Annotated in this window: 18 protein-coding genes; 12 read left to right on the forward strand and 6 right to left on the reverse strand. The window is 70.5% G+C overall.

Annotated elements, in window-relative coordinates:
• The first annotated feature begins 4 nt into the window (after positions 1–4).
• From NKJ47_RS05135 to NKJ47_RS05155, 5 genes are all read left to right on the forward strand, one after another.
• Positions 5–1369, forward strand: coding sequence for a glutamate--cysteine ligase (locus NKJ47_RS05135; RefSeq protein WP_254460447.1), 1365 nt, complete (start codon positions 5–7; stop codon positions 1367–1369).
• Between the two features lie 34 nt (positions 1370–1403).
• Positions 1404–1790: a hypothetical protein gene (locus NKJ47_RS05140; protein WP_254460448.1), complete on the forward strand. Its 387-nt coding sequence runs from the start codon at positions 1404–1406 to the stop codon at positions 1788–1790.
• A 371-nt stretch (positions 1791–2161) separates the two neighbouring features.
• Positions 2162–2743 (forward strand): hypothetical protein, encoded by a 582-nt coding sequence (locus tag NKJ47_RS05145; RefSeq protein WP_254460449.1) that lies wholly within the window; start codon positions 2162–2164, stop codon positions 2741–2743.
• A gap of 126 nt (positions 2744–2869) precedes the next feature.
• On the forward strand, positions 2870–3364 hold the full coding sequence (locus NKJ47_RS05150; RefSeq protein WP_254460450.1) for a hypothetical protein: 495 nt from the start codon (positions 2870–2872) through the stop codon (positions 3362–3364).
• A gap of 74 nt (positions 3365–3438) precedes the next feature.
• Positions 3439–3822, forward strand: coding sequence for a YbjQ family protein (locus tag NKJ47_RS05155; protein ID WP_254460451.1), 384 nt, complete (start codon positions 3439–3441; stop codon positions 3820–3822).
• A 37-nt stretch (positions 3823–3859) separates the two neighbouring features.
• Here the strand turns inward: NKJ47_RS05155 and NKJ47_RS05160 are convergent, their stop codons facing one another.
• Positions 3860–5371, reverse strand: coding sequence for an ATP-binding protein (locus NKJ47_RS05160; RefSeq protein ID WP_254460452.1), 1512 nt, complete (start codon positions 5369–5371; stop codon positions 3860–3862).
• Positions 5368–6078: a response regulator gene (locus NKJ47_RS05165; protein ID WP_429002491.1), complete on the reverse strand. Its 711-nt coding sequence runs from the start codon at positions 6076–6078 to the stop codon at positions 5368–5370. The genes NKJ47_RS05160 and NKJ47_RS05165 overlap by 4 nt, the downstream gene beginning before the upstream one ends.
• Positions 6079–6401: 323 nt before the next feature.
• Between NKJ47_RS05165 and NKJ47_RS05170 the strand changes: the two genes are divergently transcribed.
• The 5 genes from NKJ47_RS05170 to NKJ47_RS20700 all read left to right on the forward strand — a co-directional run bounded on the left by NKJ47_RS05170 (position 6402) and on the right by NKJ47_RS20700 (position 9835).
• Entirely contained in the window at positions 6402–6677 is a 276-nt protein-coding gene (locus NKJ47_RS05170; protein WP_048490915.1) for a metal/formaldehyde-sensitive transcriptional repressor, read from the forward strand.
• 39 nt (positions 6678–6716) lie between these two features.
• On the forward strand, positions 6717–7826 hold the full coding sequence (locus NKJ47_RS05175; RefSeq protein ID WP_254460453.1) for an S-(hydroxymethyl)glutathione dehydrogenase/class III alcohol dehydrogenase: 1110 nt from the start codon (positions 6717–6719) through the stop codon (positions 7824–7826).
• A gap of 72 nt (positions 7827–7898) precedes the next feature.
• The gene (gene gfa / locus NKJ47_RS05180) at positions 7899–8471 is read left to right on the forward strand and encodes an S-(hydroxymethyl)glutathione synthase (protein WP_254460454.1); all 573 of its coding nucleotides are present in this window, start codon (positions 7899–7901) and stop codon (positions 8469–8471) included.
• Between the two features lie 88 nt (positions 8472–8559).
• Positions 8560–9390 (forward strand): S-formylglutathione hydrolase, encoded by an 831-nt coding sequence (fghA, locus tag NKJ47_RS05185; protein ID WP_254460455.1) that lies wholly within the window; start codon positions 8560–8562, stop codon positions 9388–9390.
• Positions 9391–9706: 316 nt separating this feature from the next.
• Positions 9707–9835, forward strand: a complete 129-nt coding sequence (locus NKJ47_RS20700) for a hypothetical protein (RefSeq protein ID WP_263392407.1) — start codon at positions 9707–9709, stop codon at positions 9833–9835.
• Positions 9836–10070: 235 nt separating this feature from the next.
• On the opposite strand, the gene NKJ47_RS05190 is transcribed toward NKJ47_RS20700, so the two are convergent.
• Positions 10071–11480, reverse strand: a complete 1410-nt coding sequence (locus NKJ47_RS05190; RefSeq protein WP_254460456.1) for a PLP-dependent aminotransferase family protein — start codon at positions 11478–11480, stop codon at positions 10071–10073.
• 108 nt (positions 11481–11588) lie between these two features.
• Here NKJ47_RS05190 and NKJ47_RS05195 point away from each other — a divergent pair, with 108 nt between their 5' ends.
• Positions 11589–12380, forward strand: a complete 792-nt coding sequence (locus NKJ47_RS05195; RefSeq protein ID WP_254460457.1) for a PhzF family phenazine biosynthesis protein — start codon at positions 11589–11591, stop codon at positions 12378–12380.
• Positions 12377–13288, forward strand: a complete 912-nt coding sequence (locus tag NKJ47_RS05200) for a DMT family transporter (RefSeq protein ID WP_254460458.1) — start codon at positions 12377–12379, stop codon at positions 13286–13288. Before NKJ47_RS05195 ends, NKJ47_RS05200 begins: the two co-directional genes overlap by 4 nt.
• A 61-nt stretch (positions 13289–13349) precedes the next feature.
• Here the strand turns inward: NKJ47_RS05200 and NKJ47_RS05205 are convergent, their stop codons facing one another.
• The 3 genes from NKJ47_RS05205 to NKJ47_RS05215 all read right to left on the reverse strand — a co-directional run bounded on the left by NKJ47_RS05205 (position 13350) and on the right by NKJ47_RS05215 (position 15391).
• A complete protein-coding gene (locus tag NKJ47_RS05205; protein ID WP_254460459.1) occupies positions 13350–13688 on the reverse strand; it encodes a hypothetical protein in 339 nt (112 codons plus the stop codon).
• An 84-nt stretch (positions 13689–13772) separates the two neighbouring features.
• Complete coding sequence (locus NKJ47_RS05210; protein ID WP_254460460.1) at positions 13773–14714, reverse strand: DegV family protein; 942 nt, start codon at positions 14712–14714, stop codon at positions 13773–13775.
• A gap of 47 nt (positions 14715–14761) precedes the next feature.
• Positions 14762–15391 (reverse strand): 2-hydroxychromene-2-carboxylate isomerase, encoded by a 630-nt coding sequence (locus tag NKJ47_RS05215; protein WP_254460461.1) that lies wholly within the window; start codon positions 15389–15391, stop codon positions 14762–14764.
• Positions 15392–15438: the final 47 nt, after the last annotated feature.

The following is a 15438-nucleotide window of genomic DNA, read 5'->3' on the forward strand; positions in this document are numbered from 1 at the left end:
GCCCTTGTCGAGCCCCAGCCACGTTGCCGAGACGCCGATCACCGACCGTGCCGAACTGGTCCAGGTGTTGGCCTCCGGAGAAAAACCCGAGGCGCAGTGGCGCATCGGCACCGAACACGAGAAGTTCGGCTTCCGGCTGGACGACCTGCGGCCGCCGACCTTCGAGGGCGAGCGCGGCATCGAAGCCCTGCTGTTGGGCCTGACCCGCTTCGGCTGGGAGCCTGTGCAGGAAGCCGGGCACACCATCGCCCTGCTGCGCGACGGCGCCTCGGTGACGTTGGAGCCGGCAGGGCAACTTGAACTGTCCGGCGCGCCGCTGCCGACCATCCACGACACCTGCGTGGAAGTGGGCAGTCACCTCAACGAGGTCAAGCAGGTCGCCGACGAATTGGGCCTGGGCTTCCTCGGCATGGGCTTCCAGCCGAAGTGGCGTCGCGACGAGATGCCGTGGATGCCCAAGGGCCGCTACAAGATCATGCAGGCGTACATGCCCAAGGTCGGTGCGCTGGGCCTGGATATGATGACCCGCACCTGCACCGTGCAGGTCAACCTGGACTACGCCAGCGAAGCGGACATGGTGCGCAAGTTCCGCGTGTCGCTGGCGCTGCAGCCGATCGCCACCGCGCTGTTCGCCGATTCGCCGTTCGCCGAGGGCAAGCCCAACGGCTACCTCAGCTATCGCTCGCACATCTGGACCGACACCGACGCCGACCGCACCGGTATGCTCGACTTCGTGTTCGAGGACGGCTTCGGCTACGAGCGCTACGTCGACTACCTGCTCGACGTGCCGATGTACTTCTCCTACCGCGACGGCACCTACGTGGACGCCAGCGGGCAGAGCTTCCGCGATTTCATGCAGGGCAAGTTGCCGGCCCTGCCGGGCGCGCTGCCGACGCTGCGCGACTGGTCCGACCACATGACCACCGCGTTCCCGGAAGTACGCCTGAAGAAGTACCTGGAAATGCGCGGCGCCGACGCCGGTCCGTGGGGCCGGCTGTGCGCGCTGTCCGCGTTCTGGGTGGGCCTGCTGTACGACGATGCCGCACTGGATGCGGCCTGGGACCTGGTCAAGGATTTCAGCCTGGTCGAACGCCACGCGCTGCGCGACGGCGTGCCGAAGCTGGCGCTGAAGCTGCCGTTCCGCAACGGCACCGTGCAGGACCTGGCCGCCGAGGCGGTGAAGATTTCCCTGTCCGGCCTGCGCCGGCGCGCGCGCCTGAACCGCGACGGCCAGGACGAATCGCGCTTCCTGGAGCCGCTGGTGGAGATCCTGCATGGCGGCGAGACCGCGGCCGAGCGCAAGCTGGCGCTGTACCACGGCGCCTGGCAGGGCGACATCGACCACGTGTTCCGCGAGTTCGCATACTGAGCGCAGTGCCGTACGCGCGTAAGCCCGCAGGACGATGACCGCGATCGAGGACATGGCGGGCCTGTTCCAGGACGAGCCGCCCACATGGGGCGGACGCGGCGACCCGTATCTGTGGCAGGAGATGGCGTCGACCTTCGCCGGCGTGCCGCTGCCGGCGACGGCGGCGCAGTGCGAGGCGTTGCTCGCCGACACCTTCGCGCGCCTGGTCGGCACGGCGCTGGACGCCGCGGTGGAATCGGTGTTCGTGCCGCGGCTCAGCCATGGCGGCATGTCCTCGGGATACGTCAGCCTGGTGTTCTGGCGGGGGACCGCCATGCCGCTGTTGCTGGCGCGCCATGCGGCGGCTCTGGCGCAGCGGCACGCGGGCGCCGCAACGCCGCAGGCGCAGTCATGGTGGCGACGGATATTCCGCTCGCGCTAGGTGCCTTGCCACAGCCCATTCGCGCGCTGGTCGTGCCCCAGGTCGGGCAGCGGCGGGCTGACGGATTGCTGCAAATTTCTTCGGCTTCGCATCTCTGTTCGTTTCGTGCGGCATTCCGCTCGCACGTGGACCGGCGCCAGCCGCGGTGTTGTTCACCACGTTGGGAATGCTTGCCGCCTTCTTGATATCGGTGCGTTCGGGCAAACGGCTTGCCGCTCCGGCGCATGCGGATGGCGCAACGTCGATCGTGGGTTGCATTGGCCGGCTGGCCTGGCGTGCGGCCTCGCGTCTTGGCCATTGATGCGCCTGAATGGTGATGACGGCGGCCATGAGGCAGGCGACAATGCGGTAGTGGTCTTCAGGGGGACGTCATGCGCCAAGCGCCGTCGCGATCCAGCTTCGTCACGATACTGGCCTGGATCTTCATCGTACTGTCCGGCTCCGGGACGTTGGTCGGCATCATGCAGGCCGTGGTCTTTTTCGCAGTGTTCGACCAGGCCGGTTTTGCCGAGACGATCCGTGCGCTTCCTCCGGAGATGCCGCCGGTCGCGGTGTTCTTGTTTTCCAACTTTCGTTGGCTATCCCTGGGGACATTGCTGCTCTCCGCATCGGCCCTTGCGAGCTCGATCGGCCTCTTGAAACGTCGGGGCTGGGCGCGGTGGTGCTTCATCGGCCTCATGCTGCTGGCGATCACGTGGAACTTGGTCGGTGCGGTCCTGCAGGTGCAGATGATCTCGTTCATGCAGAAGCAGCTCGCTGTTGCGCAGATGCACGGCGTGCCGGACATGCAGCCAATGGTGTGGGCCATGGCGGTGATGGGCATGGTCTTTGCCGCTATGTTCGTCGTACTGCACGGCTGGATCATCGCGCGCCTGCTTTCGTCGCCTGTCGCTGCCGAGTTCCGGCGTCCATTGCCGACCGGGGCCGGCAGCGGCACGCCGCCGATGCGCTGATCTGCAGTTTTCCGCGTTTTTCAGTCAACGTTGCTTCGGGCGCGGAGGGGGCATGGCGCGTGCGGATTGGTTCGAGTCGAAATGGCGGTGGCTCAAGCGATTCGGGGGCGCCGCCGGATTGGGGGCGTGCTCATCGTCGTTGGATCGAGCACGGAGCATGAGGTGATCGTCGCTGTCGGAGGGCTCCTGGCGGTGCCGCTTATGCTCTGGCTCTTCATCATTCCGATCCTGCATTGGAAGGATCGCTATGTGGGCGAACGGAGTGGCGCATGGGGCGCACTGCCGGTGTGCGAGACTCGCAGCAGCGGTTCTCGGCGCCATCGGGGAGGATTGGCCGGCGTTCTGGCTGCGTTGCTCGGATGCATGACGTCCGCGCATGCGATGAGCCGATGCCCCCCCGAGTTCGGTCCCAAGGATCCGCGCATCGATCTGCTCGGATGGGCGGTGGTCGCCAGCGGCGTGCTGCTGGGCGGCTGGCTGTGCGTGCACGTGGTGCGGCGCTCGCGCGGGCTGCGCAGATGGCGGCGCGTGGCGGTCGTTCTGGCCGGCGGCGTGGCGATGCTGCTGCTGTGGAGTGGCAGCCTGGGCCTGGCGATTGCGTGGTTCTTCCTGCGGTGCTAACACTGCCGGCCTCGGTGCGTGCGCGCCGGGTCCGCGGTCCGCGGAGGCACGGGCCACGCCAGCAGGGGACATCGATGAGCGATCCATACAATTCTTCGCCGCCGCGCGCGACGACCTCTCAGTTGAACGATGCGATGGTGACCACCGCGCTGGAGCTTCCCGGCTACCGGATCGTGCGCAATCTGGGCATCGTGCGCGGCATCACCGTGCGCTCGCGCTCCATCGTCGGCAATTTCCTCGGCGGGCTGCAGACGCTGTTCGGCGGCAATATCACCATCTATACCCAGCTGTGCGAGCAGGCGCGCCTGGAGACCTACCGGGACATGCTGCAGCACGCGCGGCAGATGGGCGGCAATGCCATCGTCGCAGTGCGCTACGACGCCACCGAGCTGATGGCCGGCCTGACCGAGGTGCTGTGCTACGGCACGGCGGTGGTGGTCGAGCCGCAGCATCGCTGAAGCGAGCGGCGCGCGGCCGTGCGGTGGCGCGCCCGGCTCAGCCGCCGAGCGCCTGGCACGGCAGCCGCACGCTGACCCGCAGGCCGCCTTCGGGGCGGTTGTCCAGCGCGATCTGGCCGCCATGCGCCAGCACGATGCTGTGCGCCACCGACAGGCCCAGGCCGATGCCGCCGGTGTCGCGGTTGCGCGAGTTCTCGCCGCGGAAGAACGGCAGGAACAGCTTTTCGCGTTGCGCGGGATCGATGCCGGGGCCGTCGTCGTCGATCCACAGCACGCACTCGCCGGCCTCGTGCCGCAACTGCAGGCGCGCGCGCTTGCCGTACTTCAGCGCGTTCTCCACCAGGTTCATCACCATGCGCCGCAACGACAGCGGGTCGCCGTCGAGGGTGATGGCATCGCCGAGCAGCAGGACGACGTCGGCACCGGTGTCGCTGGCGTCGTCGACCACGCTTTCCACCAGCAGGCGGAAATCCAGCGGCGAGCGCGTGCCGCGGCGGCTGTCGTTGTGGATGAAGTCCAGCGCCGCGGAGATCATCGCCTTCATCTCGTCGATGTCGGCCATGGTCTTCTCGCGCAACGGCGGCTGCAGGGTCTCCAGGCGGAACGCCAGCCGCGCCAGCGGCGTGCGCAGGTCGTGGGCGATCGCCGCGACCATGTGCGTGCGCTCGTTGATCAGCCGGTTCAGGCGCGCCTGCATGGCGTTGAACGAATCGGCCGCCTGCACGATCTCGCTGGGGCCGCTGCGCCGCAGCGGCTGCGCATCGGGATTGCGGCCCAGCTGGTCGGCGGCCTCGGCGAAGCGCCGGATCGGCGCCGACAGCGCCCGCGAGAACCACCAGGCCAGCGGCAGCATGGCCAGCATGCCGACCAGGAACAGCATGACCACCTGGGTCTTGAAGGCGTTGGAGAAACGGCGCGGCGGCGACATCACGCTGCGCCAGTGCCCGTCGGGCTGGCGCAGGGCGGCAGTGAAGCCATCCAGCAGCGGCACCGCCGGGGCGAAGCCGCGCTCGCGCCAGTCCACCGCGCGCATGGTCGCGCCGAAGGCGCCAGTACGCGGTGGCTCGCCCGGGGCGGGCGGCGGCTGCATCGGAGGCGGTTGCGGCGCGCTGGGCGGGGCCAGCATCGCGTCGTGCGCGGGCGTGTCGTCGTCGGCGGCGACGGCATGCGGTGGCGGCGGCGGGCGTTCGCCCAGGCGCAGGCGCAGGCGTTCCAGGCGGCCGTCGCTGTTGCGGTAGAAGCGCACCTGGTCCGGCTCCACCTCCAGCCAGTGCGCCATCACCCGTTCGGCGTTGCGGTCGCGCACCTGGTCGCGTGCCGGCAGCGGCGCATGCGCGGTGTCCTGCACCTTCAGGGTCTGGGTGCCGGCCGGCATGCGCGTGCTGAGCAGCGCGATCACCTCCGGCGGATGTACCGGCATCTCGTAGACCGGGGTGCGCAGCACCAGGGCGATGCCGATCAGCTGTGCGGTGAGCAACGCCACCACCAGCAGCAGGAAGGCGCGGGCGAAGATCGGCACGCCGCGGCGGGCGCGCGTGGGTCCGCTCACAGGCGGGCGACGCTCGGCAGCAGCATGTAGCCTTCGTTGCGCACGGTGCGGATCAGTTCAGTCTGCACGCGTTCGTTGATCTTGCGGCGCAGGCGGCTGATCTGGCTGTCGATGGCGCGGTCGTAGACCTCGGTGTCGCGGCCGCGCGCGTAGTCGAGCAGCTGGTCGCGGCTGAGCACGCGCTGCGGATGCTCGACGAAGGTGCGCAGCAGCGCGAACTCGCCGTCGGAGAGGTTGATGAAGATGCCGGTGGGGTCGCGCAGGTCGCGGCGGATCACGTCCAGCCGCCAGCCGGCGAACTCGTAGACGTTGCCGCGCGCTTCCGGCGGCAGCGTGGTCGCCTGGCTGCGCCGCAGCAGGGCGCGCACCCGCGCCAGCAGTTCGCGCGGATTGCACGGCTTGGCCAGGTAGTCGTCGGCGCCGACTTCCAGGCCGATGATGCGGTCGGTGTCGCTGCCCAGCGCGCTGAGCATGATCACTGCCGGTGCGCCGCGCTCGCTGGCGAGCTGGCGGGCGGCGCTGAGGCCGTCCTCGCCGGGCATCATCACGTCCAGAACCACCAGGTCCGGCTGGCGCTCGGCCATCCGCAGGCGCATCTCCGCCACGGTCTCGGCGGTATCCACCTGATAGCCGTGGTCGCTCAGGAACTCGCTGATGAGTCGGCGCAGATCCGGATCGTCGTCGACGACCAGAATGAAGGATTTCATGTCCACGATCTTGAAGGGCGGCCACACGGGAGTCGCCCAGTCTAGACGTGGCCGCGGCTGCCTGGAACTGGGGGCGGGCACGGTCGGGTCGGCCGGAGCGGGGCCCGCGCATGAACGCCTCGCCATCATAGGCAGCACCGGCAGCGCGAACATGGCCGTTTTGTGTCCTGTGTCGACATGCGTTGGCATGCGCCGGCACCTGCGCTGGCGGGGCGCGCGGGGGCGGTCGGGCCAGGTTTGGCGGGTCCGCAGCGTGCGTAGGCGTTTCCTTTTTGGGGTCGTCTGTATACTATCCCCCAGTATAGTTTCCGGGTTCCCATCGCATGCCGCACACCCCCCACGAGAAGAAGCGCGTCCTGGCCCGCATCCGCCGCCTGCGCGGCCAGACCGAAGCGTTGGAGCGCGCGCTGGAAGGCGGCGCCGAGTGCGCTGCGGTGCTGCAGCAGATCGCCGCCATCCGCGGTGCGGTCAACGGGCTGATGTCGGAGGTGATGGAAGCCCACGTCCGCGAAGAATTCGGCCAGCCCGCCAGCTCCGACGCGCAGCGCGCCGCGCGCGTGCGCGAGATGGGCATGCTGGTCCGCTCCTATCTCAAGTGATCCCCACCCCCACCCATTTCCTCAGCCAGGAGAAAGAACATGAAATCCCGAGCCGCCGTTGCCTTCGAAGCCGGCCAGCCGCTGCAGATCGTGGAGATCGACGTCGAGCCGCCGCGCCAGGGCGAGGTGCTGGTGCGCATCACCCACACCGGCGTGTGCCATACCGACGCGTTCACGCTGTCCGGCGACGACCCGGAAGGCATTTTCCCGGCGGTGCTTGGCCATGAGGGCGGCGGCATCGTTGAGGCGGTGGGTGAGGGCGTGACCAGCGTCAAGGTCGGCGACCACGTGATCCCGCTGTACACGGCCGAGTGTCGCAAGTGCAAGTTCTGTCTGTCCGGCAAGACCAACCTGTGCCAGGCGGTGCGCGCCACCCAGGGCAAGGGGCTGATGCCCGACGGCACCACCCGCTTCTCCTACAACGGCCAGCCGATCTACCACTACATGGGCTGCAGCACCTTCAGCGAGTACACGGTGGTGCCGGAGATCTCGCTGGCCGTGGTCAATCCCGAAGCCCCGCTGGAGAAGGTGTGCCTGCTCGGCTGCGGCGTCACCACCGGCATCGGCGCAGTGCACAACACGGCGAAGGTGCAGGAGGGCAACACCGTCGCGGTGTTCGGCCTGGGCGGCATCGGCCTGGCGGTGATCCAGGGCGCGGTGCAGGCCAAGGCCGGGCGCATCCTGGCCATCGACACCAATCCGGGCAAGTTCGAGCTGGCGCGCAGCATGGGCGCCACCGACTGCATCAACCCGAAGGACTACGACAAGCCGATCCAGGAGGTCATCGTCGAACTGACCGACGGCGGCGTGGACTTCAGCTTCGAGTGCATCGGCAACGTGCACGTGATGCGCTCGGCGCTGGAGTGCTGCCACAAGGGCTGGGGCGAGAGCGTGATCATCGGCGTGGCCGGTGCCGGCCAGGAAATCAGCACGCGCCCGTTCCAGCTGGTCACCGGCCGGGTCTGGCGCGGCAGCGCGTTCGGTGGGGTCAAGGGCCGCACCCAGCTGCCGGGCATGGTGGAGCAGGCGATGCACGGCGAGATCGACCTCGATCCGTTCATCACCCACACCCTGCCGCTGGACGAGATCAACGAAGCCTTCCACCTGATGCACGAGGGCAAGTCGATCCGCACCGTCATCCACTTCTGACCCCGCAGGTCAGGTCGGCGCGCGGCCGTTTCCGCGCATTGCAGCGACGCAATGAACCCGGGAGGGGGCAAGATGAGTACTGTGACGATTCATCCGTCGGTGGATGCCGGCGTGCGTGCCGGCGCGGAGCAGTTCCAGGGCGGCACCCTGGAATGCCACTGCGCCAGCGACAAGGTGGTGGTGGAAGTGGCGGCGCAGACCGCGCACAACCATGCCTGCGGCTGTACCAAGTGCTGGAAGCCGAAGGGCGCGACCTTCTCGGTGGTGGCGGTGGTGGCGCGCGACAAGGTCAAGGTGACCGCGCACGCGGAGAAGCTGAAGGTGGTGGACGAGAGCGCGACGATCCGCCGTCACGCCTGTACCGGCTGCGGCGTGCACATGTACGGCCGCATCGAGAACACCGAGCATCCGTTCTACGGCCTGGATTTCGTGCACACGGAACTGTCGCCGCAGCAGGGCTGGTCGGCGCCGGGCTTCGCCGCGTTCGTGTCCTCGATCATCGAGAGCGGCACGCGGCCGGAAGCGATGGACGGGGTGCGCAACCGCCTGCGCGAACTGCAGCTGGAACCGTACGATTGCCTGTCGCCGCCGCTGATGGACGCGATCTCCACCCACGTGGCGCGCAAGAACGGCGTGCTGCACTGAAGCCCGCCGCCGCGCGTCGCTGTGCGACGCGTCGCGGCATCCCGCCTGCGGCCGGTCGCGGCCGCAGGCCCTCTTTTCGGAACTGTCCATGGAACGCATCGAACACCACGCCTGCTGCGGCGGCTGGCAGGACGTCTATCGCCACGACTCGGCCGTGCTCGGCTGCCCCATGCAGGTGGCCGTGTACCTGCCGCCGCAGGCCGAGCACGCCACACTGCCGGTGCTGTACTGGCTCAGCGGCCTGACCTGCACCGAGCAGAACTTCATCACCAAGGCCGGCGCGCAGCGCTATGCGGCCGAGCATGGGGTGATCCTGGTCGCGCCCGACACCAGCCCGCGCGGCGAGCACGTCGCCGACGCCGAGGGCTACGACCTGGGCAAGGGCGCCGGCTTCTACGTCAACGCCACCCAGGCGCCGTGGGCCGAGCACTACCGCATGTACGACTACGTGGTGCAGGAACTGCCGGCGCTGATCGAGGCGCAGTTCCCGCACAACGGCCGCCGCGCGATCAGCGGCCATTCGATGGGCGGCCACGGTGCGCTGGTGGTGGCGCTGAAGAATCCCGGGCGCTACCGCAGCGTGTCGGCGTTCTCGCCGATCGTCGCGCCAAGCCAGGTGCCGTGGGGCGAGAAGGCTTTCACCGCCTACCTGGGCGAGGACCGCGCGCAATGGCAGGCATACGACGCCAGCGTGCTGATCGGCCGCGCCAGCGAGCGCCTGCCGCTGCTGATCGACCAGGGCGGCGGCGACGAGTTCCTGGACACGCAGTTGCGCCCGCAGTTGCTGCAGGCCGCCGCCGAGGCCGCCGGCTACCCGCTGACCCTGCGCGTGCAGCCCGGCTACGACCACAGCTACTACTTCATCGGCAGCTTCATCGGCGAGCACATCGCCTTCCACGCGCGCGCGCTGCAGGGCTGAGCGCGCTCCGCCGGCGGCCGCGCGCGCTGCGGACCGCCGGACAGGTGCCGCACGTCGCGGTGCCGGCGGTGCCACATTCCAGCGGTCTCCCCGGCCGTGCTGCCCATGCGGGCCTCAGGCGAGCGGCGCCCCTTGCCGGCCGCGCACATGACAGACCGGTGACCGCGACGGGCGGCAAGTGGCCGGTCTCGTAAACAAACAGGGGGCGGCGCCGTCCGCCATGCGGTTGTGCGATCGCGTTCGCGTCTGCTGAGACCGGCGCTGGCTAGATTCCGCAGGGTTCGCCATCGCCACGTCCCTGGATCGGAGCCGCGCCATGTCTTGCCGTCGCACCCTGCAGCTCCCCTGGCAGCGCTGGCGCAGCCCGCTCAGCCCCGTGGCGATGCTCGCCTGCACTCTGTTCGGCGCCTGCGTGGCGCTGGCGATCGGCGCGGCGACGCCATAGCGCCACCGCCCCTGGGTGCCGGTGATCGCGTCCACGCGCTCGCGGCGGACGCTGCCAGCGCCGCGGTGTCGCACCGCGGCGGCGACCGCCGCGAGCGGCCGGTGCTTGTATGGATTCCCAGATGCATCGCCGCCGCTCGGGCGGCGCGGCCAGCATGCCTGGCGGTCGCCAGGGAGGCCGGCACCGGCCGCGCGCGCCTCGGGTCGGGACCGCGGCGCAGCGCTGGACGCCGCGGTCAGCGCGGCAACCGCGCGGCCAGCGTGCCGAGCCGGCGCATGGCCTGTTCCAGCGCGGGCGTCCACGGCTGGCCGCAGCTCAACCGCAGGTGGTCGGCGTAGTCGCCGCGGCTGGAGAACAGGTGCCCGGGCGAGGTGCCGATGCCCTCGGCGAGCGCGGCCTCGAACAAGGCCTGGCCGCTGCCGGTGTCGGCCAGTTGCAGCCACAGCGACAGGCCGCCGGCCGGGTCGCCGATGCGGGTGCCGGCCGGCCAGTGCCGCAGCACCGCCTCGCGCAGGCGCTGGCCGTTGTCGGCGAGGGTGCGGCGCAGCTTGCGCAGGTGGCGCTCCAGGTCGTGCCGCTCCAGGTAGTCGGCCAGGGCCAGTTGCGGCAGGCTGGCGCCGCCGATGGTGGAGAAGTACTTGGCGCGCACCAGCGTGTCGGTCCAGCCGCCGCCGAGCAGCCAGCCCACGCGCAGGCCGGGCGCGAGCACCTTGGAGAAGGCGCCGCAGGTGATCACGTTGCCATGCGTGTCGAAATGGCGCAGCGGCCGTGGGCGCTGCCCCGACCAGTCGAGTTCGCCGTAGATGTCGTCCTCGATCACCACCGTGCCGTGGCGCGCGCAACTGTCCAGCAGGGCGCGCTTGGCGGCATCGGGGGTGAGGCTGCCGAGCGGATTGTTGAAGTTCGGCACCAGCACCGCGGCGCGCGCCGGCGTGCGCTGCAGCAGCGCGTCCAGGCGCACGGCGTCGATGCCCTGGCCGGGCCGGTTGGGCACCTCCAGCACCTTCAGCCGCAGCGCCGCCACCGCCTGCAGGATGCCGTGGTAGGTCGGGGTCTCGACCAGCACCACGTCGCCGGGCGCGGCGAGGGTGCGCAGCGCCAGGCTGATCGCCTCCATCGCGCCGGCGGTCACCACCACCTCGTCGACGTCCACCGCGGTGGCGCAGTGCGCGTAGCGCTGCGCGATCTGCCGGCGCAGCGCGGCATGGCCCTGCGGCGGCGCGTAGTCGAGCGCGGCGCTGCGCTGGCGCCGCAACTGCCGCGCCAGCGCGCTGGCCAGCTGCGCGCCGGGCAGCAGCGCCGCCGCCGGCGTGGCGGTGTGCAGCGGCACCAGGTCCGAGCGCGCGAGCATGTCCAGCACGCCCTGCAGCGCCGGATTGGCGACCGCGCCCGGCGCGCGCCGTCGCGACGGGGTGGCGCCGGCCGGCAGCGGCGTCGCCGCGGCGCGCACGAAGTAACCCGAGCGCGGGCGCGCCTGCACCCGGCCTTCGCGTTCCAGCTGCAGGCAGGCCTGCACCGCGGTGGCGGTGCTGATGCCGTGGCCGGCGGCCAGTTGCCGGATCGACGGCAGGCGCTCGCCGGCGCGCAGGGTGCCCTGTGCAATCTGGTCGCGCAGCTGGCTGGCGAGCGCTTCGTACAGGCGCATGCGGCGGCCTCATCTGTATCGGTCGATTTGCAGCGTATCTGACTCTGTGCTGGTCGCCCACCCCGGCGCACACTGGCCGCGTCCTTTCCGATTCCCGCGAGGCCGCGCGTGCAGGTGCCGCTGTTCATCGTCGATGCGTTCACCACGGTGCGGTTCCGCGGCAATCCGGCCGCGGTGGTGCCGCTGCAGGCGTGGTTGCCGGATGCGCTGATGCAGGCCATCGCCAGCGAGAACAATCTCTCGGAGACCGCGTTCTTCGTGCGCGAGGCCGACGGCGCGTTCGCGATCCGCTGGTTCTCGCCGCTGCGCGAAGTGACGTTCTGCGGCCATGCCACCCTGGCCAGCGCCTTCGTCGTCGTCACCCAGGGCCTGGCGCCGCTGCCGTTGCGGTTCCGCGCTGCGGGCGTCGGCGAACTGGCGGTGGACCGCGAGGCCGACGGACGCTTCGTCCTGCGCTTTCCGAACCTGGCGCCGACCGCGTTGGCGACGGTGCCGCAGGCCCTCGCGCAGGCGCTGTCGATCGCGCCGCAGGCGGCGTACCGCAACGCCCAGGCCTACATCGCCGTGTACGCGGACGAAGGCCAGGTGCGCGCGGTGGTGCCGGACCTGGTGCGGATGCTGGCGCTGGCGCCGCGCGATGTCGCGGTCACCGCACCCGGCCGCGACCATGATTTCGTGTCGCGCTATTTCTGGCCGGCCAATGGCGGCACCGAGGACCCGGTGACCGGCTCCATCCACGCCGCGCTGGCGCCGTTGTGGGCGCAGCGCCTGGGCAAGCGCGACTTGCGCGCGCTGCAGGCCTCGGCGCGCGGCGGCGAACTCGATTGCCGGGTGCTGCCGGACCACGTGCAGGTGCGCGGCGCGGCCGTGCAGTACCTGCACGGGAGCATCGCGCTGTGAGCGCGGCCGTCGCGACATCGGCGGGCACCGCGCGGCGCGCCCTGTGGCAGTTGCTGCTGGCCGAGGTGCTGATCGGCTCGGTCGGCGTGTTCGTGCACGAGAGCGGCCAGGACCCGGTGACCGCGGTGTTCTACCGCTGCCTGTTCGGCGCGCTGTTCCTGACCGTGTGCGGCCTGCTCGGCGGGCAGTTGCGCGGGCTGTGGCGCGAGCGCGCACTGCTGCGCGACGCCGCGTTCAGCGGCGTGCTGCTGGTGCTCAACTGGGTGGCGCTGTTCGCCGGCATGGCGCGTTCGTCGATCGGCGTGGCGACGATGGTCTACCACGTGTTCCCGTTCGTGATGCTGCTGCTGGCGGCGCTGCTGCAGGGCGAGCGCAGCCGCCGCGCCGACCTGGGCTGGACCCTGCTGGCCTTCGTCGGCGTGGCCTGTTCGGCCGACCCGCTGCGGCTGTGGTCCAGCGCCGACCGCGGCTACCTGGGCGGGATCGCGCTGACCCTGCTGGGCGCGCTGCTGTGCGGGGCGTCGTTGCTGATGTCGCGGCGGATCAGCCGCGAGCGGCCGCTGGCGGTGGTGACGGTGCAGTGCTGGGTCGGTGCGGCGATGCTGGCCGGCTTTTCCAGCAGCGCCGCGCTGCATTCCGGCGACCACTGGTTCTGGCTGGTCGGGCTGGGGGTGATCCACAGCGGCGTGGTGTACGTGCTGTTCTACAGCGCCTACCGGCACCTGCACGTGGCGGTGATCGCGGTGGTCGCCTTCGTCTATCCGCTGGTGACGCTGCTGCTGGACTACCTGCTGTACGGCCACCGGCTGGTGCCGGTGCAGTGGCTGGGCCTGGCGCTGATCGTGCTGGGGACGCTGGGGGTCAACCTGCGCTGGTCCTGGCCGCGCCGGGCGGTGGCCGCGTCCTAGGTGCGGCGCGGCACCGCGTGCGCGGGTCGGCCACCGCAGCGCGGTGGCCGGGGCGTTCGGCTCAGCGCACGTCGCGCAGTTCCCAGCCGCTGCCGGCAAGCAGGCGCATGCGCTGCTTGAGGATGTCGCCGGGGACGCTGGTGGTGGCGGACAGGTCGATGCGCAGATCGTCCTGGCGGCCGGTCACCCGCGCCGCCGGATCGGTCACGCCCAGGGCCGGATCGACCTCGTCCGGCTCCGGTTGCAGCGCGCGCCAGCGTTCGAACCAGGCCGGATCGCTCAGGGCGGCCTGCAGTTGTTCGGCGAAGGCGTCGGCGCCGTGCGCGCTGAAGCTCAGCGTCGGGTGGCTGCCGCGGGCACGGGCGGGATCGGGCAGGCTGATCGAGTAGGTAACGGCCATGGGCATCTCTTGTGGGCGGTACGAAGCCGCGCAGCCTAGCAGAGCCGGCGGCGCCTCGCCGTCGACGCCGCCGCGGCGGGCGCATCAGCCGAAGTGCAGCCGGTCGCCGGCCAAGCCCAGCACCAGCGCGCCCTTGCCGACGTTGACCATGCCGGTCAGGCTCATCACGCTTTCCAGCAACTCCACGCCATGCGCGTCGCAGGCCTGCCGCAGCGCCGCGTAGCCGGGCAGGGCGCGCAGTTCGGCCAGCGCGCCGCCATAGCTCAGGCACAGCGTGGGCGTCATCAGCCCGGCGGCCACCCGCTCGGCGGCCAGGCCGAACAGCGTCTGCACGGCATGGTCGAAGCCCTTGAGCTTGGCCACCGGCGCGGTCTCGCCGCGGTGGCAGTGCAGCACCGGCTTGATGTCCAGGGCCGAGCCGAGCGCGGCGCTGAGCAGGCCGACGCTGCGGTCGCCCTTGCTGCGCGCGCGGCTGCGCAGGTAGTACAGGTCGCGCGCGACCATGTAGCCATGGGTGTGCTCGGCCAGCGTTTCCAGCTGTTCGCGGATGGCCTGCACGCCGGCGCCGCCGGCGCGCAACCGCACCGCCTCGGCGGCGACCACCGCCTGTGCGGCGAACAGGTTCTGGGTGTCGATGACCCGCAGCGCGAACGGCGAGGCGTGGCCGGCGGCCTGGCGGATCGGCTTGTAGTCGTTGAGGATGGCGAAGCCGGCCTGCTGCGCGTGGTCGTGGATCGGGCTGCGGGTCTTGGCGATGGTCAGGCAGAACACGTGGTCGTAGTCGATGACCAGCCGGTCCAGGAACAGCGCGCGGATCTGCGCCACGCTGAAGGGCACAGTTTCGGCTTCGGCGCCGTGCGCGCCGACCTGGCTGTGCAGGAACTCCAGCGTGGCCTGCTCGTCGCGGCGATCGGCCAGCATCGTGTCGCCGATGCGCACGCTGATCGGCAACACCACCAGGCCGTGGTGTGCGATGTAGTCCTGCGGCAGATCGCAGGCGGAATCTATGACGAGGCCGATGCGCATCCGCTGGTTCTCCTGGAGTGGGACGTGTCGAGAGGCATGGAGGCCGCTCAGGCGCCGCGTTGCACGGCGGCCGGCAGGCTGCCCAGGCGCGCCATCTCGCCGCGTTGCAGCAGCTGCGGGTCGGCCAGCACCGCCCGCATCAGCGGGTGCGCATCGTTGCCCCACAGCAGGGTGTCGTCGATCTGCAGGGTCGGTACGCCGAACACGCCCGCGGCCAGCGCCTGCTCGGTGTTGGCGCGCAGTTGCGCCTTGACCTGCGCCTGCGCGGTGGCCGCGGCCACGTCGGCGATGCCCAGCGCCTGGCCGACCTGCGCCAACGCCGCGGCGTCGTCGCCGGCATGGCCGTCGCGCCATAGCCAGTCGAAGATGGCATCGATGGCCTGCGGCGTGGTGCCGGCGGCGATGCACAGGCGCAGCGCGGTCAGTGGGTTGAACGGATGCGCCGGCGGGAAGCGCAGCGGTACGCCCTGCTGCTGCGCCTGCCATTGCACGAAGCGGTAGGTGAACTCGCGTTTGTGCGGGACCTCGGCCGGCCCGCGCGTCTGCAGCTGCGCCAGCACCGCGCCGAACACGATCGGCAGCGGCTGGATCCGCTCGAACTCCGGAAGCGTTTTCAACTGCTGCCAGTGCAGATAGGAAAAGGGCGAGATGAAATCGAAATACCAGCGCAGCTTCATCGTGCTTCTCCGCAAGGACTCGACAGCTTATCGCGGCGCCGCGCGCG

Origin of the sequence: Xanthomonas sacchari, assembly GCF_024266585.1 — a bacterium.
Lineage (GTDB): Bacteria > Pseudomonadota > Gammaproteobacteria > Xanthomonadales > Xanthomonadaceae > Xanthomonas_A > Xanthomonas_A sacchari_C.